This is a genomic window from Aliarcobacter faecis (assembly GCF_013201705.1).
Taxonomy (GTDB): Bacteria; Campylobacterota; Campylobacteria; order Campylobacterales; family Arcobacteraceae; genus Aliarcobacter; species Aliarcobacter faecis.
The window spans coordinates 1353528-1373508 of record NZ_CP053837.1 but is presented as its reverse complement, the minus strand read 5'-3'; the positions used below and the strand labels follow the sequence as shown (position 1 = coordinate 1373508).

18 protein-coding genes and 3 pseudogenes are annotated in these 19981 nt (G+C 26.8%); 9 read left to right on the top strand and 12 right to left on the bottom strand.

Annotated elements, in window-relative coordinates; genetic code table 11:
• Positions 1–11 precede the first annotated feature (11 nt).
• From AFAEC_RS06940 to AFAEC_RS06910, 7 genes are read left to right on the top strand one after another with little or no spacing between them, the layout of a single operon-like run.
• Positions 12–899 (top strand): septal ring lytic transglycosylase RlpA family protein, encoded by an 888-nt coding sequence (locus AFAEC_RS06940; RefSeq protein ID WP_051487504.1) that lies wholly within the window; start codon positions 12–14, stop codon positions 897–899.
• Between the two features lie 9 nt (positions 900–908).
• Complete coding sequence (hisB, locus tag AFAEC_RS06935) at positions 909–1481, top strand: imidazoleglycerol-phosphate dehydratase HisB (RefSeq protein ID WP_026806959.1); 573 nt, start codon at positions 909–911, stop codon at positions 1479–1481.
• Positions 1478–1975, top strand: a complete 498-nt coding sequence (locus AFAEC_RS06930; RefSeq protein ID WP_026806960.1) for a KdsC family phosphatase — start codon at positions 1478–1480, stop codon at positions 1973–1975. Before hisB ends, AFAEC_RS06930 begins: the two co-directional genes overlap by 4 nt.
• Positions 1966–2505 (top strand): LPS export ABC transporter periplasmic protein LptC, encoded by a 540-nt coding sequence (gene lptC, locus AFAEC_RS06925; RefSeq protein WP_026806961.1) that lies wholly within the window; start codon positions 1966–1968, stop codon positions 2503–2505. The genes AFAEC_RS06930 and lptC overlap by 10 nt, the downstream gene beginning before the upstream one ends.
• Positions 2506–2991 carry an LptA/OstA family protein gene (locus AFAEC_RS06920; protein ID WP_026806962.1) on the top strand — a complete coding sequence of 162 codons (486 nt, stop codon included), beginning with the start codon at positions 2506–2508 and terminating at the stop codon, positions 2989–2991.
• A 1-nt stretch (position 2992) separates the two neighbouring features.
• Positions 2993–3595, top strand: coding sequence for a ribosome biogenesis GTP-binding protein YihA/YsxC (yihA, locus tag AFAEC_RS06915; RefSeq protein ID WP_026806963.1), 603 nt, complete (start codon positions 2993–2995; stop codon positions 3593–3595).
• Positions 3585–4052 carry an N-acetyltransferase gene (locus AFAEC_RS06910; RefSeq protein WP_026806964.1) on the top strand — a complete coding sequence of 156 codons (468 nt, stop codon included), beginning with the start codon at positions 3585–3587 and terminating at the stop codon, positions 4050–4052. The genes yihA and AFAEC_RS06910 overlap by 11 nt, the downstream gene beginning before the upstream one ends.
• A 17-nt stretch (positions 4053–4069) precedes the next feature.
• Here the strand turns inward: AFAEC_RS06910 and AFAEC_RS06905 are convergent, their stop codons facing one another.
• The 4 genes from AFAEC_RS06905 to AFAEC_RS06890 all read right to left on the bottom strand — a co-directional run bounded on the left by AFAEC_RS06905 (position 4070) and on the right by AFAEC_RS06890 (position 7755).
• On the bottom strand, positions 4070–4543 hold the full coding sequence (locus AFAEC_RS06905) for an acyl-CoA thioesterase (RefSeq protein WP_026806965.1): 474 nt from the start codon (positions 4541–4543) through the stop codon (positions 4070–4072).
• Positions 4544–4663: 120 nt separating this feature from the next.
• Positions 4664–6679 (bottom strand): methyl-accepting chemotaxis protein, encoded by a 2016-nt coding sequence (locus tag AFAEC_RS06900; protein ID WP_026806966.1) that lies wholly within the window; start codon positions 6677–6679, stop codon positions 4664–4666.
• Between the two features lie 144 nt (positions 6680–6823).
• Positions 6824–7318 (bottom strand): type II toxin-antitoxin system antitoxin SocA domain-containing protein, encoded by a 495-nt coding sequence (locus AFAEC_RS06895; protein ID WP_034216872.1) that lies wholly within the window; start codon positions 7316–7318, stop codon positions 6824–6826.
• A gap of 8 nt (positions 7319–7326) precedes the next feature.
• Positions 7327–7755: a J domain-containing protein gene (locus AFAEC_RS06890; RefSeq protein WP_026806968.1), complete on the bottom strand. Its 429-nt coding sequence runs from the start codon at positions 7753–7755 to the stop codon at positions 7327–7329.
• Between the two features lie 89 nt (positions 7756–7844).
• On the opposite strand from AFAEC_RS06890, the gene AFAEC_RS06885 reads away from it, so the two are divergent.
• Positions 7845–8111: a DnaJ domain-containing protein gene (locus AFAEC_RS06885; protein WP_026806969.1), complete on the top strand. Its 267-nt coding sequence runs from the start codon at positions 7845–7847 to the stop codon at positions 8109–8111.
• 8 nt (positions 8112–8119) lie between these two features.
• Positions 8120–9205: a glycoside hydrolase family 3 N-terminal domain-containing protein gene (locus AFAEC_RS06880; RefSeq protein ID WP_026806970.1), complete on the top strand. Its 1086-nt coding sequence runs from the start codon at positions 8120–8122 to the stop codon at positions 9203–9205.
• A gap of 67 nt (positions 9206–9272) precedes the next feature.
• Here AFAEC_RS06880 and AFAEC_RS06875 read toward each other — a convergent pair whose 3' ends face one another.
• The 8 genes and pseudogenes from AFAEC_RS06875 to AFAEC_RS12480 form a co-directional block, all read right to left on the bottom strand.
• Positions 9273–11645, bottom strand: a complete 2373-nt coding sequence (locus AFAEC_RS06875; RefSeq protein WP_026806971.1) for a TonB-dependent siderophore receptor — start codon at positions 11643–11645, stop codon at positions 9273–9275.
• A gap of 152 nt (positions 11646–11797) precedes the next feature.
• A complete protein-coding gene (locus AFAEC_RS06870; protein ID WP_026806972.1) occupies positions 11798–12754 on the bottom strand; it encodes a FecR family protein in 957 nt (318 codons plus the stop codon).
• Between the two features lie 2 nt (positions 12755–12756).
• Positions 12757–13224 carry an RNA polymerase sigma factor gene (locus AFAEC_RS06865; protein ID WP_026806973.1) on the bottom strand — a complete coding sequence of 156 codons (468 nt, stop codon included), beginning with the start codon at positions 13222–13224 and terminating at the stop codon, positions 12757–12759.
• A 114-nt stretch (positions 13225–13338) separates the two neighbouring features.
• A pseudogene (locus AFAEC_RS12410) lies at positions 13339–14673 on the bottom strand (methyl-accepting chemotaxis protein); the annotation flags it as partial.
• Between the two features lie 177 nt (positions 14674–14850).
• Positions 14851–15573 (bottom strand): annotated as a pseudogene (locus AFAEC_RS12405) (nitrate- and nitrite sensing domain-containing protein); the annotation flags it as partial.
• Positions 15574–15912: 339 nt separating this feature from the next.
• Positions 15913–16815, bottom strand: a pseudogene (locus tag AFAEC_RS06855) (methyl-accepting chemotaxis protein); the annotation flags it as partial.
• Positions 16816–17263: 448 nt separating this feature from the next.
• The gene (locus tag AFAEC_RS06850) at positions 17264–17662 is read right to left on the bottom strand and encodes a PAS domain-containing protein (RefSeq protein WP_051487581.1); all 399 of its coding nucleotides are present in this window, start codon (positions 17660–17662) and stop codon (positions 17264–17266) included.
• Between the two features lie 208 nt (positions 17663–17870).
• Positions 17871–19940 carry a methyl-accepting chemotaxis protein gene (locus AFAEC_RS12480; protein ID WP_225442362.1) on the bottom strand — a complete coding sequence of 690 codons (2070 nt, stop codon included), beginning with the start codon at positions 19938–19940 and terminating at the stop codon, positions 17871–17873.
• Positions 19941–19981 lie beyond the last annotated feature (41 nt).

The following is a 19981-nucleotide window of genomic DNA, read 5'->3' as shown; positions in this document are numbered from 1 at the left end:
TAGGAATTTTTATGGGGGCTGTTAGCATTTTCTTATTTACAGGGTGTTCAAGTAAAAGTGTAGATAATGACTATCACAAATTTTATAAAAACACAAATAACTTAAATATAAATAATTCTCCAGAGATGCATAGAGCTACAATGAGACCTTATAGTGTTTTTGGCATAAAATATTATCCAGAGATAGCAAAAATAGGTGATAAGTTTGATGGAGTTGCATCTTGGTATGGACCAGATTTTCACTCTAAAAAGACATCAAATGGTGAAATTTACAATATGTATGATATGACAGCGGCTCATAAAACTCTACCTATGAATACTGTTGTAAAAGTTGATAATCTTGAAAATGGTAAAAGTACGATAGTAAGAATAAATGATAGAGGACCTTTTGTAGCTGGAAGAATTATTGATTTATCAAATAAAGCAGCACATGCTATAAATATGGTTGGAGCAGGAACAGCAAAGGTTAGAGTTACAGTTTTGGGATATAATGGGGAAGTTGAAAATAATAAAGCTCCAGTTGTAGAAACAGTACAAGCACCTAAAGAAGAAAAGATAGAGGCTTTTGAAGCAACTGAAATTAAAGAGGATAATATTGTTGTTACAACACCAACAAATAGTCAAATTGGAGTAAAAGTAACAAATAATACAAATACAAAAACTTCTACTAAAAATACAAATTCTAGTTCAAAAATTGCTATTCAAGTAGGAGCTTTTAGTAAAATTGAGGGTGCAAATAAAATAAAAACAGAGTATCAAAAGAAATACCCTTCAAAAATAGTAGAGTATATAAACCAAAATGGTTTATATAAGGTTTTAATAAAAGGGTTTTCAAGTGAGCAAGAAGCACAAAGTTTTAGATCAGTAAATGGTTTAAATAATGCAGTTATAATTAAATAGGATTTAAAAATGGTAGAGATAATTAGAGATACAAAAGAGACACAAATTAAATGTAGTTTAGAGTTAAATGGTTGTGGAAAATTTTCTATAAATACAGGAGTTGGTTTTTTTGACCATATGCTTGAAGCCCTATCAAAACATAGTGGAATTGATATAAATTTAGAGTGTAAAGGAGATTTACATATAGATTATCATCATACAGTTGAAGATTGCGGAATAGTTTTGGGACAAGCTTTAAAAAAGGCAATTTTTCCAATACAAGCAGTTGAAAGATATGGAAATGCAACAGTTGTTATGGATGAAGCAGCAGTTTCTTGTGCTTTAGATTTATCAAATAGACCATTTTTAGTTTATGAGATAAATGTAAGTGAAAAAGTAGGGCTTTTTGATGTTGAATTAGTAGAAGAGTTTTTTCATGCCTTAAGTGGGAATGCTGGAATTACTTTGCATTTAATTCAAGATAGAGGAAAAAATAAGCACCATATTATTGAAGCTACATTTAAATCTTTTGCTGTTGCCCTAAGAAGAGCTTTAGTAAAAAATGAGAGATTAGGAATTCCAAGTACAAAAGGTGTTCTATGATAGAACTTCTTGTTTTTGATGTAGATGGAACTCTTACAAATGGTGATATTATCTACTCTAGTAGCTTTGAAGAGTTTAAAACTTTTAATGTAAATGATGGTTTTGCTATAGTTTTTTGGACAAAACATTTAGGGAAAAAAGCAGCAATTATAACTGGTCGAGAGTCAAAAATTGTTGAATATAGAGCAAATGAACTAAAAATAGAGTATCTATATCAAAATGTAAAAGATAAAAAAGCAGTTCTTGATGAGATTTTAGAAAAAGAGGGGTTAAATTATAATCAAGTTGCTGCAATTGGAGATGATTTAAATGACCTTAAAATGCTAAAAAGTGTAGGATTATCTTTCTCTCCACAAAATGCAGTAGAATTAGTAAAAAATAGTGTAGATGTTGTTTGCCAAAAAGAGGGTGGTAAAGGAGCTGCACGTGAGATGATAGAGTATGTTTTAAAAAAGAGTAATTTAGAAGAGGAGTTTCTAAAAATATGGCTTTAAAAATATTTATCTTCTCTATTCTTATTATAAGTACAATTTTTTATTTTGTTCCAATTGAAAATTCAAAATATAGTAAGAATAAAGAAGATATCCCTCAAGTAATATTTGAAAACCCTACAATGTATACTCTAAATGATATTGGTGTATCAAAAGTTGTAATTGCCTCAAATGTTTTAAGATATAAAACTAAAGATGAAATGTATTTAGCTAATATTACTTTGAAAAACCAAGATAAAACAAAGGATTTTATTTCTGAAAATATAAAGGCTGATAAAATAGAGAAAAGAGGAAGTATTTTTGATTTTATAGATAATGTTAAATATGTAAGAGATGATTTTGTAAAAGTTGATACAGATTTTTTAAAATATGATGAGATTAAAAAAATAGCTACAAATTCACACCCTTTTAAAGCTAGCTATAAAACACACAATTATAAAGGTACAAATTTATATTTAGATGCTACAAATGATTTTATAAAATCAAAAAATACACATTTTGAAATTGATCTTAAAGAAAATAAAGGAAAATAGATGAGATATTTAGTTATAACGCTACTACTTACAAAATTACTATTTGCACAAAATGATATATTAGAAATTGATGCAATAGATTTTCAAGCTGATGATAAAAAGGGAATTTCTATATTTACTGGAAATGTAAAAGTTAGAATGAATCAAGATAAATTAAATGCAAAAAAAGTTGAAGTTTATTTTGAAACAGATAAAAAAACGAATAATAAAACTCCTCTTAGATATGAAGCTATTGGTGATGCTGATTTTGAAATAGTAACTGCTGATAAACACTATGTTGGAAAAGGAGATAAGATAATTTATAACCCTAAAAAAGAGGAGTATAATATTATAGGAAATGGTTTTGTTCATGAAAAAAATGATGATAGAAAAGTTTATGGAGATAATATTTTTATAAATCAATTAAGTGGTGAAGCTAAGGTTAAAGGAAGTGAAAACAATCCTGTAAAGTTTATCATAAATGTTGAACGAGGCGAAAAAAAATAGTATGAATTTAATAGATGCCAAATTTTTACAATCAGCTCAAAGCCTGAATGATTCTCCACCACCTTCAATGGCTGAAGTTGCATTTTTAGGAAGATCTAATGTTGGAAAATCTTCAATTTTAAACTCTTTAACAAAGCAAAAAGGATTAGCAAAATCTTCTTCAACACCTGGTAAAACTCAGCTTATAAACTATTTTGAGATTAAATTTAAGACAAATGATGAGCAAACTCCTTATGTTTATGCAAGATTTGTTGATTTACCAGGTTTTGGATATGCAAAAGTTGCAAAAAGTTTAAAAGCTTCTTGGAATAGAAATCTTACTAATTATTTGGAAGAGAGACCAAATTTACAAGTTTTTGTCCATTTAATAGATTCAAGACATCCAGAGCTAGAGATTGACAAAAATGTTGATGAATTTGTAAAACATATAAAAAGAGGGGACCAGATAATTATAAATGCTTTTACAAAAATAGATAAATTAAATAGTAGTGAGTTATCAAAATTGAAACGAGATTATCCAGATGGAATTTTTGTTTCAAACTTAAAGAAAAAAGGTATAATTGATTTACAAAATAAAATTACGGAGCATCTATTTGGAAATTGAATTTTATAAGCCCACTGTTCTTGATATACCAAAAATGCAAGAATTAGTTCGTCCTGAAGTTGATAAGGGAATAATACTTTTAAGAACTCAAGATGAGATGGCTACGACAATTAGATCTTATATAATTGTAAAAGTAGATGGTGAGATGGCTGGGTTTACAGCAACTCATATCCACTCTTCTAGAATGGCAGAAGTACGAAGTTTAATAGTAAATGAGAAATTTAGAGGTTTAGGTTTAGGAAAAAAACTTGTAAATGAGTGTGTAAAAGAGGCTAAATTTTATGGAATAAAACAGGTTTTATCTTTGACTTATGAAAAAGATTTCTTCTTAAGTTGTGGTTTTAGAGAGATTCCAAAAGAGGAGATTCCAGAACAAAAAATTTGGGCGGATTGTATTCGCTGTAAACTTTTTCCAATTTGTAATGAAATTGCAATGGTAAAAGATATAGAAGATTAAAGATAAACTTTAATCTTCTATTTAGCATGTCTTGAAGACATTCTAAACTCTCTTCTATTTATTGCATCATTATATCTTCTTTTATCATCTTCAGTTATAAGCTCTAGTTTTGGAACAGGTGTTGGTTTTCCCTCTTCATCAACAGCAATCATTGTGAAATAACATACATTTGTATTTTTTATACTATGGTCTTTTATATCTTCTGAAACTACTTTTATTCCTATTTCCATAGATGTTCTTCCTGTATAATTTACAGAAGCATGGAAAGTTACAAGTGAGCCAATTTTTATAGGATCTTTAAATAAAACCATATCAACAGAGAGTGTAACTGCATAAGTTCCTGCATATCTAGCTGCACAAGCATAAGCTACATGGTCTAGCATTTTTAGAATCTCTCCACCATGAACATGTTTTCCTGAAAAGTTTGCTTTATCTGGTGTCATAAGCATAGTCATAGTTAGAGATTTTTCTCTTTTAATATTTTCATTCATAATTTATACCTTAATTAAATATTGTAAAATTATAGTCAAAATTGAAATATATTAAAAAAAAAATGATTATATTTATATTTAAAGTTAAATAAGGTTTAAAAAGGTAACAAGTGAAGAAGCTTAAAAGCTTTCCCACTCATCATTAGATGTATTAGAAGTGATAGATTTACTCTTTTTTGGAGCTTCTACTATTTTTTGTTTTTCTACTTTTTTTGTAATAATCTGAGATGCTTGTTTATTTAAAGTTTCTAAATTTTTTGCTTTAACTTCATTTTTACCAATAAACTCTTTTTCATTTGCATTTTTTACTATTAGTTTAGCAATATTATCTGTTAAACTTGCAACATCATGAGCTTGAGTTGCTATACTAGCATTTTGTTGAGTTTGTTGGTCTAGTTGATTTACAGCATCATTTATCTGCTCAATTCCACTTAGTTGCTCTTTACTTGACATCTCTACATCTGAAATTATATTTATTGTTTGGTTAATTGAATCATTTAATCCTTTATAACCTTTAATCATCTCATTTGCGATATCTTTACCTTCATTTGCTTTTTGTGTTGCCTCTTCGACTATATTTTTAATATCTTTTGCTGCTTCTGCACTTCTACTTGCTAAGTTTCTTACTTCTTGAGCAACAACTGCAAAGCCTTTTCCAGCTTCTCCAGCTGTTGCTGCTTCTACCGCTGCATTAAGCGAAAGAATATTTGTTTGGAATGCGATTTGGTCAATTACACTTATAGCTTCATTTACTAAATTTACTTGGACATTTATCTCATCCATTGCTAAAGTTGTTTTGTTTGCTAATTTCTCACCTTCAGATGAAGCTTTTGTTATTTCATTAGAGTATTTAGCCATTTTTGCAATATTTTCTGTATTATTTCTTATATTACTTGTTATCTCTTCTAGTGCTGCTGCTGTCTCTTCTAGGCTTGCTGCTGCTTCATTTGAACTTAGGTTTAATTTATGTACATTATCAAGTAAGATAGTTGAACTATTCTCTAAAGTTAAACCATTTGATTTATTTTCAGCTAATATATTACAGATTACATCACCTAGTTCATTTATAGTAACAGCAACAGAAGCATAAGGATTTGGAAATCTCGCTGTATAATCTTTATTTTTGAATTTTTCAAGAACATTTAATAAAACATTTGTATCTCTTGCTATTGTATGTTCAAGATAGTATTGTAACTCTTCTAAAGATTTTTTTAACTCTTTAAAGATAGGAGTATTAACCTCTAAATTAAATTTTGCAATATTATTCCCTGATTTTAACTCTTGAACAAATACAGAAACAGCATTTATAAACTTATTGTCTTCTATAATTGTATCTTTTGTTTTTTCAATATTACTATTTACTAAACTTGCCATTTTCCCAAATTCATCTTTAGAGTTTATATCTAATAGGGTAATAGTAGAAGTTTCTCTATTTAAAAAGTTAAAAAAACTTTGTAAACCTATTTGAATTTTATTTACCATATCTACAAGTTGTTTAGATATAAAATAAGCTATTACAATAGCTAGAACTATAGCTATAAGTAAAAAGATTATCATAGTGTATGAAAAGTCACTAGCAACATCTTTTACTTTTGATATAAAAGTACTATTTTTTGCTTCTTGATAATCAATAAACTCATTAATTACTTTTAGCCAATTTGAAAAAGAAGGGTTTGCTTGATTTAAAAGTATGCTTAGAGCTTTTTCATTATTTTGTGCTAATTTTAGTTTTATAATCTCTTCTACTAAAGGAAAAGTATTATTTTCTACATCTTTAATTTTTTTAAGAATAACTAACTCTTCTTCAACAAAGTTATCTTTATTTGTAAAAATCTTATCCATAGATTTAGAAGATTGTTCATAAAACTCTGCCAATCTTTTAATATTCTCAATAGAACTTTTAAATAAAGCAGAATCTTTATCCTCTGATAAAACAACATCTCTTATAGAGATTGCTCTATCATGAACACTTCCACGAAAATTTATGGCATATCTTTGTTTAGTAGATGTTAATTCTACATTATTTTTTAAAGTATTATCGATAACTGAAACTCTATTAATCCCAATGACTGTTAATATTATGATTAATAAAATCATTAAACTAAAACTTAAGTACAACTTTTGAGAAATTTTCATTTGACCTAATCCCTTTTTTATTGAATATGAATATGGTTATCTTATCTTATCTTATCTTTCTATTATAAAACCAATCTGCTTTTAGGTTATTTTTTAATTATTTATGAGTATTTTAGAAACTTTTGTGATACTATTACCTGATTTTCATAAAATTATTTCATCATTTTTATTATTTCTTACTCTATCTAAGATAAAACACTCATTTGCAAGATTTCTTACACTAGTATCTTTATATAAAGATACTATTTTATGAATAGTTGTTATCTCATCTTTTGAGAATAATGACTCATCAAACTCTTCCTCTAATTTATAAAATTTTAACTCTTTAAAAGTAGATTTCTCAACTATATCTATCTCTAAAAAATCCATTAACTCTTGAATAAAAAAAACTCTATCATCATCTTCATCTTCAAACTCTATTTCTTCTAAAATAATAGAGAAAAGTTCATCTAAAACTAAAGCTTTAACTCCTCTTTGAGTTTTTATAAAAGTTTCATTAGTAATCTTTTTCCCGCAAAATTTCAGATGATTTAGTTCCATAAAAAAGAGCATTAACTCAATTTTTTTGTGATTTAGTGCTTTTACTTGTTTGTGTAACATATATAAAATAATATTTGCTACTTTTGTCATATCTATCATAAAACTCCTTATTGCGCGTAAGCTTGCATTAAAATATCTCTATACTCATTTAATTTTTTCATTTTTTCTTCATCTCCTCCATTTAAATCAGGATGATAAACTCTTGCTAGCTCTTTATATCTTTTTTTTATATCATCTTTTGATGGAGTAAAAGAGAAACCAAAAAACTCTTTTGCCTCTTCTAGTTTTGAAGTTTGATTATAAAAGTTTCCTTTAAAATCACTATTATTAAAATTTTGGTTGAAATTATTGAAATCAAAACTTTGGTACTTGTATTGAAATCTTGAAGCATTTTTAAGAAAAGATTTTCTAATAAAATATGTAAGAATTGCAAAAAAAAGTATTATTCCCCCAATTATCATTAAAAAAGTTCCAAAATTTGTAAATATTAGATATAAAATTAAAATAGTAATTGCTAAATTTATAATTTGTCCCATAAAATACCTTAAAAAAAATTGGGTGTATTATACAATAAGTAGATTAATCATAATGTTTTTGTATAATCTTTACTTTAAAGGATTTTGAAATGAACTATGAAGATTTTATAAAAGCAGTTGAACTGTTTGGAATTATCTCTAAAATGAGTAAAAAAGATATAAAAAAGAGATATTTGAAATTATCAAAAAAGTATCATCCAGATATGCAAAGTGGAAGTAATGAGAAGTTTATAGAACTTAAACAAGCTTATGAAATTTTGCAAGAGTATATGGAAAATTATAGTTTCTCTTTTGAAAAAGATGAGTTTAAAAAGCAGTTTCCAGCTTTTACAAATTACAAAAATTGGGTTAAATAGGAGTAAGAATGATTAAAAAATTACTATTTTTAGGTTTATTTGCAGTTTATAGCTTTGGACAAACTTATACAAAACAAGAAGTGGAAAAAATGATTGCAAAAATGGTTATTTTAGGATTCTCTGAAACAACTATAGATAAAAATAAACAGATATATAAAGATGTAGAGTTTGGTTTAGGTGGAGTTATCTTATTTGATAAAGATCCAAATGATAAGACAAAAGTGAAGAATATAGAAAATTTAGAACAACTTAAAAAATTAAATAGTGATTTGCAAAATATCTCTAAGCAAAAACTTTTAATCTCTATTGACCAAGAAGGAGGAGTAGTTCAAAGATTAAAAAGTGATATAGGATTTGTAAATACTTTAAAAGCTAGTGAAATAGCACAAAAAGGTGAAGATTTTGCAAAAATAAGTTATTCAAATATGGCAAAAGATTTAAAGAATGTTGGAATAAATTTAAACTTTGCACCATCAGTTGATTTGGCAATAAATAAAAATAATAAAGTAATAGTAACAAGAGGAAGAAGTTTTGGAGAAAATCCTCAAATTGTTACAAAATATGCTTCTATTTTTGTAGATGAAATGAAAAAAGAGAAAGTTTTATCAACTTTAAAACATTTCCCTGGACATGGTTCTTCTTTAGCTGATTCTCATTTGGGATTTGTAGATATTTCTAAAACTTGGAGTGAAAAAGAGTTAGAACCTTATAAATATTTTATTAAAAATGGTAAAGCAGATTTGATAATGACAGCTCATGTATATAATGAAAATTTAGATAAAAACTATCCTGCAACTTTATCATACAATGTAAATACAAAGCTTTTAAGAGAAAAATTAAAATTTGATGGAGTTTTGATAACTGATGATTTACAAATGAGTGCAATAAGTAATCATTATGATTTAAAAACTACTTTAACTTTAGCAATAAATAGTGGTGTAAATCTTTTACTTTTTGCAAATCAATTAGCAAAACCAATTAGCTTAAAAGAGATTGTAAATACTGTTTACACTCAAGTTAAAACCGGAGAAATTCCACTTGAAAATATAATAGAGTCAAATAAAAAAATAGATGAGCTTTTAAAGAAGATTTAGTTTTAAAGAGATTTCTTAAAACAGTTTAATCTATAATAAAGAGAGAAAAATCTCTTTATATTTTATATTAAAACTCCATTTTCATAGAAAATGCAATATTTCTTGGAATTCCAAGTTGATTAGTTGTCGCCCAGTAATCTTCGCCTGTAAGATTAGTAACATTAAAATTGAATGTTGTAAGGTATTTGTCTAATTTTGTTTTATATCTAAATCCTGCATCATAAATAGTATAACTATCGATTTTATTTTTATTTAAAGAATCTTGATATTTACCACCTGTATAATATGCTCCACCAGTTAAAGTTAAACCACTAAAATAAGGGAGATTATATTCTGCATAAAGTTTAGCTAATTTTGAAGCTACACCTGTTGGTTTTTTATCTTTTAAGGCTGGGTTTGTAGCTTTATCTACTTTTAAATCCATAATTGTTCCACCTGTTATAACTGTTAAGTTATTTGTTATTTTTCCAGTTGCTGTTAGCTCTAAACCTTGATGTATTTCTAAACCATCTTGATTTAAAGTTATTTTACCATTTGATGTTGTCTCTTCATAAGAATTTGCTTTTTCTATTCTAAATAAAGCTGAACTTAAAAGTAAACTCTCACTAACTGCATATTTTGCTCCAACTTCATATTGTTTACTTACATAAGGGTCTAATATTTCCCCTGGATTGTTATATTTGTTTGGTTCATTTGGAACTGTACTTCCAGATTCCAATCCTTCAATATAACTAGCATAAGTTGTTAAATTTTCAATAGGTTTATAGATTAAAGATAAAGTTGGAGTTGTTGCTGTTTCTTCATAACTAGTTATTTCCCATTCAAAAGTATCAGCACTTACTTTTGTATAGTTAAATCCAACTAAAGCACTCCAATTATCATTAAAAACTATATCATCTCCAATAATAATATTTTTATTTGTTGTTTCACTTGCTATAAATTTCTCATTTCCATAATTTGACGAGAAATTAGGTGAACTTAAATTCATTAACTGATTAATTGTTAAACCACTTGGTATTCCATATGAACTATCAAAAATTAATCCATTATTTTCCTTATATTTCCTTTCTTTATATGTTTCTCCTGAAATACCAAAAGTTAATTTATGAGAAATAGTTCCCGTATCAAACTTACTATCTAAATAAGCATAAGCACTATGTGAAATAGTATCATATGGTGCATTTTTAAATGGAGAAAGAGCGGTCCAGCCTTCAGGTGAATATTGTGGATATATTAAGCTAAATTCTCTATTATCTTTTTTATACATATATGCTGTTCTTAGTGTAAAAATATCATTTATATCCCAAGTTGCATTTAGTCCGACTCTATCAGTTTTAGTCTGATTATAAGTCCAATCAGGAGAATAAGTTTTTTCATTATCAAAAGCTTTTGGCCAATAATTTAATCCTCTTGTATAAAATCTATTATCAGGTCTATCTATTTTATAAAATTTATGTGCTGCTTCTAATTGAAGTTGAAAATTATCTGTTGCATTCCAATCTAATGCACCACTTATAAGTTTTTTTTCTATATTTTGATCATCTTTTGAAGTTTCACCATCTTGATATACAGCATTTAATCTATATGCAAATTTACCTTTTTCATCTATCTTATTACCTAAATCAATATGAGCATAGTATTGTTCTCCACCATAATTCCCAAGTGTTAAATTTGTAAGCCTTTCATAAGTCGGTCTTTTAAGTACATAGTTTGTTATTCCTCCAACATTTCCAGCTCCATACATAAAACCAGATAAGCCATTCATAATTTCTAGTCTATCTATTTCTTCTGTACTTGTACCATAAGTATATGAAGACATTTTCATACCATCTACTGCACTAGTACTTGAGCCAAATCCTCTTATTACTGCAGATGGATAAGTATAAACAGTTGTAGGAGTAGATTGTTGAATAACAGGGTTCATTTTATAAAGTTGGTCAATATCTCCTGCAATTACATTTTCTATTAAATCACTAGACATTACGCTCATTGAATAAGGTGTATCTTGAAGTGATTTTTCTCCCCAAAATCCAACTTGTTTTAGTTCTTTTGCTACATAGCCATTTTCAGCACTTCCATTTTTACTATTTGAACTATTTACAGAAACATCGTCTAAAACATAATTCCCATTTATGATTTTGTATGAAGATATCTCTTTTATAATAATAGTATTATTTTCAATAGTTGCATTAAGCCCAGAGCCTTGTAAGACCTTATCAAGAGCTTCTTTTAGATTATTGATATTTTCAATATTTGTTGCTTTTTTACCATCAATTAGACTTTCATCAGCAATAAACGATAGCTTAGACTCTTTAGAGATTTTTTCTAAAGCTTGTTTTAGACTCATATTTTTTATAGTATAAGTTTCTTGTGCCAATAAAGCACTGCAAAGTAAGATTGCACTAGCAGAAGTTATAAACTTTGCTTTTAACTGTTTCATTTCTCCATCCTTTTGTTTAATTATAATAATCATTCTTAGTACATTAAAACGAAATAGGAATTAAAAATCGGACATATTTTTTTACAAATTTTGAAATTTGTTAGAATTTTATGAGTTAAGCAGATAAAATAGAAATTATTTTTATATAAAAATTAATTTATTTCTACTTTATTTCCATTTTTTATAACTTTTATAGGATATATTTTTTGAATAGCAAAAATAAACCTATCAACTTCTAAAGTATTAAACTTCCCACTAAAAAGTTTATCTTCAAATGTTTTATTTTTAAACTCTATTTCTAGGTCTTGATATCTTGAAAAAGTTTTAAATGCTTCTTTTAAAGTAGTTTTACTAAAAATTATTTCATCTTGTTTCCAAGGAGCAATCTCTTCAAGAGGTGTTTTACCTATATATTGCAAAATACCTATATCATTTATGATTACTTTATCACCTTGCTTTAAAATAGAGATATCTTTATTTACTAAGATAGGATTTGTATTAAAACTTACTTTTACTACACCTTCTTTTACATTTACAGTTGTTATATTATCCAAGTTTTTAACTTCAAATTTTGTACCTACTACTTCTATCTTAGTTTTTCCAGAATCAATTATAAATGGTTTATTTTCATCTTTTGCAACTTCAAAAAAAGCTTGTCCATTTTCTAAAATAACTTTTCTTCTATTGTTAAAATAACTTACACTTAGCTTTGTATTCGTATCTACTGATATTTTCGTACCATCTGGAAGTAAATCATTTTTTACTGTATTGAAAAGAGTATGATAACTTTGAGTGTAGTTTGGTATAAAAAACTTATATCCTATAAATAAACAGGCTAAAACAGCAGCAAAACCTATAAAAGGTTTTATAGTTCTATCTATAAATTTCATTTTTCTAATACTTTTATGTGCTTGTTTACTTAAAAGTTCAGATTGCTCTTTTGGAATATTTTTAAATATACTATAAATAGCATTTGCTTCATTGAAAGCTTTTTTATGTAAATCACTTTTTTGTAGCCATAATTCAAACTCTTTTTTTTGACTTTGAGAAAAACCTTCTTTTTTTAAAGTTGCCCAATGTATAGCTTCATCTTTTATTTGTTCTTTCAAATTTATTCCTGATCTATTATTAAATGTTCTTGTAATTTTTTTATAGCTCTATTGATATGCTTTTCAACAGCATTTTGAGTAATTTCCATAATTTCAGCTATCTCTTTTCTTGTATATCCATCTATTGAGTGTAAAAGAAAAGCTTCTTTACTTCTTTTTGGTAAAGTATCTACGATTTTTAAAAGATTTTTATATTGATTATCTGATATTGTAACTTCATCAGGTTGCTCATATTTTGGACTTACAAAGCTTTCTTCTTGAAATTCTATTTGAATTTTTTGTTTATTTTTTCTTGCATAATCAATTACAATATTTTTTGCAATTTTATATAAGAAAGAGCGATTTATCTCTTTATTTTCTTCGAGGCTAATAGCTCGTAGATATGTTTCTTGAGTAACATCCTTGGCTCTTTCTTTATCTCCAATTAGTTTTGAAACATAATTTAATATTTCTTTATAGTGTTCTAACATGTTTTTTTTATATATTAATTTTGAGTTATATTATTAAATAAATACTTAAAATTATCTTTCAATATAATTCATTTAAAAAGTTATAAGAGAGTAGGAGGGGAGAGTGGGGAGAGCTTAAAAGCTCTCCCACTCATCATTATTATTTTTCATCACTATTGGTTTTGAAGATTGTAAAGTTGATACTTTTTTACTATTTATTATTGCTTTATCTTCTCTTCCTTGAGTTTGATTTACTATATTTTTTGCTTTTACTTCATTCTTACCTATAAACTCTTTTGCATTTGCATTACTTACTACTAATTTTGCTATTTTATCTGTACTTAATGCAATATCATGAGATTGAGTTGCTACCATAGCATTTTGTTGAGTTTGTTGGTCTAGTTGATTTACTGCATCATTTATCTGCTCTATCCCCATCAATTGCTCTTTACTTGCCATCTCTATATCTGAAATCAATGTTACTGTTTGTGATATATTTAAATTTAACTCTCCATACCCTTTTATCATATTTGAAGCTATATTTTTCCCTTCATTTGCCTTTTGAGTCGCATTCTCTACTATATTTTTTATCTCTTTTGCTGCTTCTGCACTTCTACTTGCCAAATTCCTTACTTCTTGTGCTACAACTGCAAACCCTTTTCCTGCTTCTCCTGCTGTTGCTGCTTCTACTGCTGCATTTAATGATAAAATATTTGTTTGGAATGCTATATTATCAATAACTCCTATTGCTTCATTTACTAAATTTACCTGAGTATTTATCTCTTCCATTGCTGTTGTTGTTTGATTTGCTAACTCTTCTCCCTCTTTTACTGATTTTGTTACATTATTTGACAAGTTAGACATCTTTGCTATACTTTGTGTATTATTTCTTATATTACTTGTTATCTCTTCTAATGCTGCTGCTGTCTCTTCTAAACTTGCTGCTGCCTCATTTGAACTTATATTCAATTTATCTACATTCTCTAAAAGAAGTTTTGAACTATTCTCTAAAGTTAATCCATTTGATTTATTCTCTTTTAACATAGAAGTTATAGAATCTCCTAAGCTATTTACACCTTCTGCTAATCTTTGTAAATGCTCTTTTAATCCTTTTTGATCTATCTTATTTAAATAATTATAGTTACTATATTGTTCTAAAACTTTTAATACATTATCTATATTTGTTTCAAGATTTTCAGCCATATTATTTAATACATTTTTTAGTTGCATTAATGCTGGATTTGATACTTGAGTATTTAATCTTTGACATAAATCCCCTTGTTCAAACTCTCCTAATACTGCTATTGTTTCATCTATTAATTTTCTATCTTCTTCAATTCCTTTTTGTGTTTTTAAAATATTCTCATTTACTACTTTTGACATCTCTCCAAACTCATCTTTTGCACTATCATCAAGTGTTTTTACATTAGCTTGTTCTCTATTTAAATATCCAAAAAAGTTTAACAATCCCTCTTTGAAATTTTTAGTAGAACCAACTATATTAGAAGTAATTTTTATATATAAAAATATTGTAGAAATAAGAATAATTAATCCAATAATACAAGAGAATAAAATATAGTTAATCATAGTTGAAATTTTATTATTCATCTCTTTTTCTATAAAATTAATACTAAAAGTTTCAACATCTTTTAAAATATCAATAACTGTCGTAATTTTTGTAAACCATTCTTGCGAAGAGATATTAAAATTTCCCTCTTTATTTTTTGTAAATGCAATATCTATCATATTTTTTACAGCTAAAACATCTACTCCTTGATATTTATTTTTAAAATAATTTACAATCTCTTTATTAGCATCTGCTTCAAAGTTTCTAAATGCTGTTTCAAAAATAGTTTTATTTGCACCAACCTTTGCAAAACTATCATCTTTAAACTCATTTAAGGTAAATGTTGCATTTAAATTTGCTCTTAACTGCCCTAAATTCTCTTTTCCAAAAATAAGCCAATAGTGAGCCAATAACTGATTTTTAATACTAGTTACTTCAGATTTTAATAGTATATTTCTATAATATTCAAAAAAATCATAAATTGTACCTGTAAAATAAGAACTACTTTGGGTTATATTTAAAGAGATAGAATCTATACTTTCTCTTTTACTCTTCAAATCATTAAGTATTTTATTAGCAATATTTATATTTAATTTTTTTTGATATTGTAATAAATCATCAAAAGAGATATCAACTCTTTTTCTTTGATTACTTAAAGCCTCTTTGTTATTTTTTCCATTTGAAGCTACATATCCAGCTGATAAACCTCTTTCTATTTGTAGTTCATGGATTAAATTACCAACTCTTTTTATTTCATCAATAGAAGCAGCTTTAGTTGCATTTTGATACTCATAAAATAGCATAGTAATACCTAATCCAAGTAAACAGATAACTACAAATAGTGGCATAATAAATAAAGAGAATAACTTTCTCTTTATTAACATATTTTTAAACATATATTTCCCTTTTTATTTAAATTATTTAATACTCAAAAGTCATTATCTTATCTTATCTTATCTTTCTATTATAAAACCAAGTTATTTTAAATTATTATTTTTATTTAATAAAGGAATATTTTTAAAAGGCTTAAAAGAGATAAATGGAGTCGATTTTAAGAAAATTGCTTTAGAAATAGAGAGTGAATTTGGAAGTAATGGGCAAACTCAAACTACTATGGATTTTGATTAATTATAAAAGAGAGCTTAAAAGCTCTCCCACTGATCGTTATTAGAATTAGATTTAATAGTTTTATTTTTTGTTATAGGCTTTTTTATTTGAGTTTGAACTACTTTTTGTTTTGATTGCTCACTATTTTTAGCTTTTACATTATTTTTACCTTCAAACTCTTTTGCATTAGCATTTTTTACAATTAATTTTGAAATAGCATCTGTTGTAATTGCTACATCATGTGACTGTGAAGCTATCATAGCATTTTGTTGAGTTTGTTGGTCTAGCTGATTTACTGCATCATTTATCTGCTCTATCCCCATTAATTGCTCTTTACTTGCCATCTCTATATCTGAAATCAATGTTACTGTTTGTGATATATTTAAATTTAACTCTCCATACCCTTTTATCATATTTGAAGCTATATTTTTACCTTCATTTGCTTTTTGTGTTGCATTCTCTACTATATTTTTTATCTCTTTTGCTGCTTCTGCACTTCGTGAAGCCAAATTCCTTACTTCTTGTGCAACTACAGCAAACCCTTTTCCTGCCTCTCCTGCTGTTGCTGCTTCTACGGCTGCATTTAATGATAAAATATTTGTTTGGAATGCTATATTATCAATAACCCCTATTGCTTCATTTACTAAATTTACCTGAGTATTTATCTCATCCATTGCAGTTGTTGTTTGATTTGCTAACTCTTCTCCTTCTTTTACGGATTTTGTTACATTATTTGACAAGTTAGACATCTTTGCTATACTTTGTGTATTATTTCTTATGTTACTTGTTATCTCTTCCAATGCTGCTGCTGTCTCTTCTAAACTTGCTGCTGCCTCATTTGAACTTATATTCAATCTATCTACATTTTCTAAAAGTATTCTTGAACTATTCTCTAATGTTAATCCATTTGATTTATTTTCAATAAGCATATTTGTAATAGTATCTCTTAAAGTATTTATCTCTTGAAATAAAACTCTAAAATCATTTCTTACTAAAGATTCATCTAATTTATTTAAATAGTTATATTGTCCATAAAGTAAAAGTGTATCTTTTATTAAGCTAATAGTTTTTTTCAAATCACTAGCTAGATTATTTATAGTTTTTGCTATATAGTTTAATTTAAAATTTGAACTATTTGTGAAACTTATTCTATCACTTACAATTCCACTAGCTAACTTTTCTGAAACTAACATTATCTCTCCAAAGATTTGTAACTCTTCATCACTATTTTTCATTAAAATTTTGCAAAGTGAATCTATTCTAGTTTTAAGCTCTTTTTCAAAACCTGTACAAGAAAACTCTTCTATTTCTAAACTACTTATCTCGTCTTTTAAGTATTTTTCCATATTCTCTAAAATATTTAAAATCTGTCTTCTATTATTTGATTTAAAAAGCATTTTTACCCACTATATTTTGATATGCTAAAATTGCTTTATTAATCTCATCTCTTGTTGGTTTTACCCTAGCAGATATATACCTAAGAGAACCATCACTATTTTTTGAAGAATATACATTCGCTTTTACCCAATAATATCCACCATTTTTAGTTCTATTTTTTACTATTCCTTTCCACATTTTTCCAGATTTTATAGTTTTCCATAAATCTTCAAAAGCCCACTTTGGCATATCTTTATGCCTAATCATATTATGTGGATTTCCAACAAGTTCATTTAATGTATAACCTGAAATCTTACAAAAATCCTCATTGGCAAATTCTATTATTCCTTTTTCATTGGTTTGTGTTACTATAATTGTATCTTTTGATAACTCTATTTCTATTTCCATGTCTATTGTATCCTTAATATTTAATTTTTATAAGGTGATTATCTTATCTTATCTTATCTTTCTATTATAAAACCAATTCTATTTTATTATTTTTATAATTTATATCCATTTTTATAATTTATATCCATTTTTACAATATATATTTAATTATTTTTTATTAAATTGGTTTGAAGAGTTTATAAGTTAAATAGAAAAAGAGAGGGGAAGCTTAAAAGCTCTCCCACTGATCATCACTATTATTCATAACTATTGGTTTTGAAGATTGAGAAGTTGATACTTTTTTACTACTTATTATTGGTTTATCTTCTTTTCCTTGAGTTTTATTTACTATATTTTTAGCTTTTACTTCATTCTTACCTATAAACTCTTTTGCATTTGCATTACTTACTACTAATTTTGAAATACTATCTGTTACTATTGCAATATCATGAGTTTGTGAAGCTATCATAGCGTTTTGTTGTGTTTGTTGGTCTAGCTGATTTACTGCATCATTTATCTGCTCTATCCCCATTAATTGCTCTTTTGATGCATTTTGTATATCTGATATTAAATCCATTGTTTGTGAGATATTTAAATTTAACTCTTTATACCCTTCTATCATACTATTTGCTATCTCTTTCCCTTCGTTTGCCTTTTGTGTAGCATTCTCTACTATATTTTTTATCTCTCTTGCTGCTTCTGCACTTCTACTTGCCAGATTCCTTACTTCTTGAGCAACAACTGCGAACCCTTTTCCTGCCTCTCCTGCTGTTGCTGCTTCTACTGCTGCATTTAAGCTTAATATATTTGTTTGGAATGCTATTTGGTCTATTACTCCTATTGCTTCATTTATTGCTGTTACTTGTGCATTTATCTCATCCATTGATACATTTGTTTGATTCGCTAATCTCTCTCCATTTGTTGCTGATGTTGTAACACTTTTTGAGTATGATGCCATCTTTGCTATACTCTCTGTATTATTTCTTATATTACTTGTTATCTCTTCTAATGCTGCTGCTGTCTCTTCTAAACTTGATGCTGCTTCGTTTGAACTTAAATTTAATTTATCTACATTCTCTAAAAGTATTTTTGAGCTACTATCTAATGTCATCCCATTTGATTTATTCTCTACTAGCATTGATGTTATTGAGTCTCCTAAATGATTTACTCCTCTTGCTAGTTTTAATAGATGCTCTTTTAAACCTTTTTGATCTATCTTATTTAAATAGTTATAGTTACTATATTGTTCTAATATTTTTAATACATTATCTATATTATTCTCTAAATTATCTGCCATCTTATTTAAAACTGATTTTAATTCCATTAGTGCTGGATTATTAACACTCAAATTTAGTCTTTGACACAAATCACCTTGTTCAAATTCACTTAAAACTGTTATTGTCTCATCTATTAATCTTCTATCTTCTTCTATTGCTTTTTGTGTTTTTATTATATTCTCATTTACTACTTTTGACATCTGTGCAAACTCATCTTTCCCACTATCATCTAGAGTTCTTACATTATCTTGCTCTCTATTTAAATATCCGAAAAAGTTTAACAATCCCTCTTTAAACCTATTTAGGCTATTTATTATATCTTTTGAGATTAGTAGTATTATAGAAGCTATAATAGCTAATATCACTAAAATTATAATAGCTGCTTCTATTACATTTGTATAAAATTGCTCATTTATATCATCAATATATATTCCTGTACCAAGTATAAATCCCCACTCTTTAAACTCTTTAATATGAGATATTTTTTCATCAAGTTTTTGTGATTTACTATCTTTATTCCAGAAATAAGTTACAAATCCTGTATTTTCTTTTTTTGTAATATCTAACATTATTTTAAAAAGATTTTCTTTTGAAGTTAGTATTATTTCATCTTCATTATTACCATAGATAAATTTTGTAGCTAAATTATATTTTTCAGAATCTAATACTGTATTATTTAAAGCTGGATTAATTGGATGTTGGACCATCTTTGGATAGGGATTTGTATTATCTATTATAAAAATATACTCTTGATATCCTCCTGAATTATATCTTAGTTTATTTATAGCACTTAAAGCATTTTTCTTTGCAGTATTCTCATCTATAGAACCCGATTTAAAAGCTTTATATTCTGATTCAACTAGACTATATCCTAACTCTATTAAATTACTTAACTTAAGTTTTTTCTCCTTTAACATTATATTTTTTTCACTAATCAAAAATATAATACTTAATAAAATAAACCCTCCTGTTGTTAAGAATAACATTAACAATAACTTACTCTTTATACTAATATTTCTCATATTTCTCCCTTTTGTGTATTAAAGGCAATTATCTTATCTTA

Excerpts from the sequence above, each read along its gene's own strand:
- AFAEC_RS06940 (WP_051487504.1), top strand. The coding sequence starts at position 12 with ATGGGGGCTGTTAGCATTTTCTTATTTACAGGGTGTTCAAGTAAAAGT.
- hisB (WP_026806959.1), top strand. The coding sequence starts at position 909 with ATGGTAGAGATAATTAGAGATACAAAAGAGACACAAATTAAATGTAGT.
- AFAEC_RS06930 (WP_026806960.1), top strand. The coding sequence starts at position 1,478 with ATGATAGAACTTCTTGTTTTTGATGTAGATGGAACTCTTACAAATGGT.
- lptC (WP_026806961.1), top strand. The coding sequence starts at position 1,966 with ATGGCTTTAAAAATATTTATCTTCTCTATTCTTATTATAAGTACAATT.
- AFAEC_RS06920 (WP_026806962.1), top strand. The coding sequence starts at position 2,506 with ATGAGATATTTAGTTATAACGCTACTACTTACAAAATTACTATTTGCA.
- yihA (WP_026806963.1), top strand. The coding sequence starts at position 2,993 with ATGAATTTAATAGATGCCAAATTTTTACAATCAGCTCAAAGCCTGAAT.
- AFAEC_RS06905 (WP_026806965.1), bottom strand. The coding sequence starts at position 4,543 with ATGAATGAAAATATTAAAAGAGAAAAATCTCTAACTATGACTATGCTT.
- AFAEC_RS06900 (WP_026806966.1), bottom strand. The coding sequence starts at position 6,679 with ATGAAAATTTCTCAAAAGTTGTACTTAAGTTTTAGTTTAATGATTTTA.
- AFAEC_RS06895 (WP_034216872.1), bottom strand. The coding sequence starts at position 7,318 with ATGATAGATATGACAAAAGTAGCAAATATTATTTTATATATGTTACAC.
- AFAEC_RS06890 (WP_026806968.1), bottom strand. The coding sequence starts at position 7,755 with ATGGGACAAATTATAAATTTAGCAATTACTATTTTAATTTTATATCTA.
- AFAEC_RS06885 (WP_026806969.1), top strand. The coding sequence starts at position 7,845 with ATGAACTATGAAGATTTTATAAAAGCAGTTGAACTGTTTGGAATTATC.
- AFAEC_RS06880 (WP_026806970.1), top strand. The coding sequence starts at position 8,120 with ATGATTAAAAAATTACTATTTTTAGGTTTATTTGCAGTTTATAGCTTT.
- AFAEC_RS06875 (WP_026806971.1), bottom strand. The coding sequence starts at position 11,645 with ATGAAACAGTTAAAAGCAAAGTTTATAACTTCTGCTAGTGCAATCTTA.
- AFAEC_RS06865 (WP_026806973.1), bottom strand. The coding sequence starts at position 13,224 with ATGTTAGAACACTATAAAGAAATATTAAATTATGTTTCAAAACTAATT.
- AFAEC_RS06850 (WP_051487581.1), bottom strand. The coding sequence starts at position 17,662 with ATGGAAATAGAAATAGAGTTATCAAAAGATACAATTATAGTAACACAA.
- AFAEC_RS12480 (WP_225442362.1), bottom strand. The coding sequence starts at position 19,940 with ATGAGAAATATTAGTATAAAGAGTAAGTTATTGTTAATGTTATTCTTA.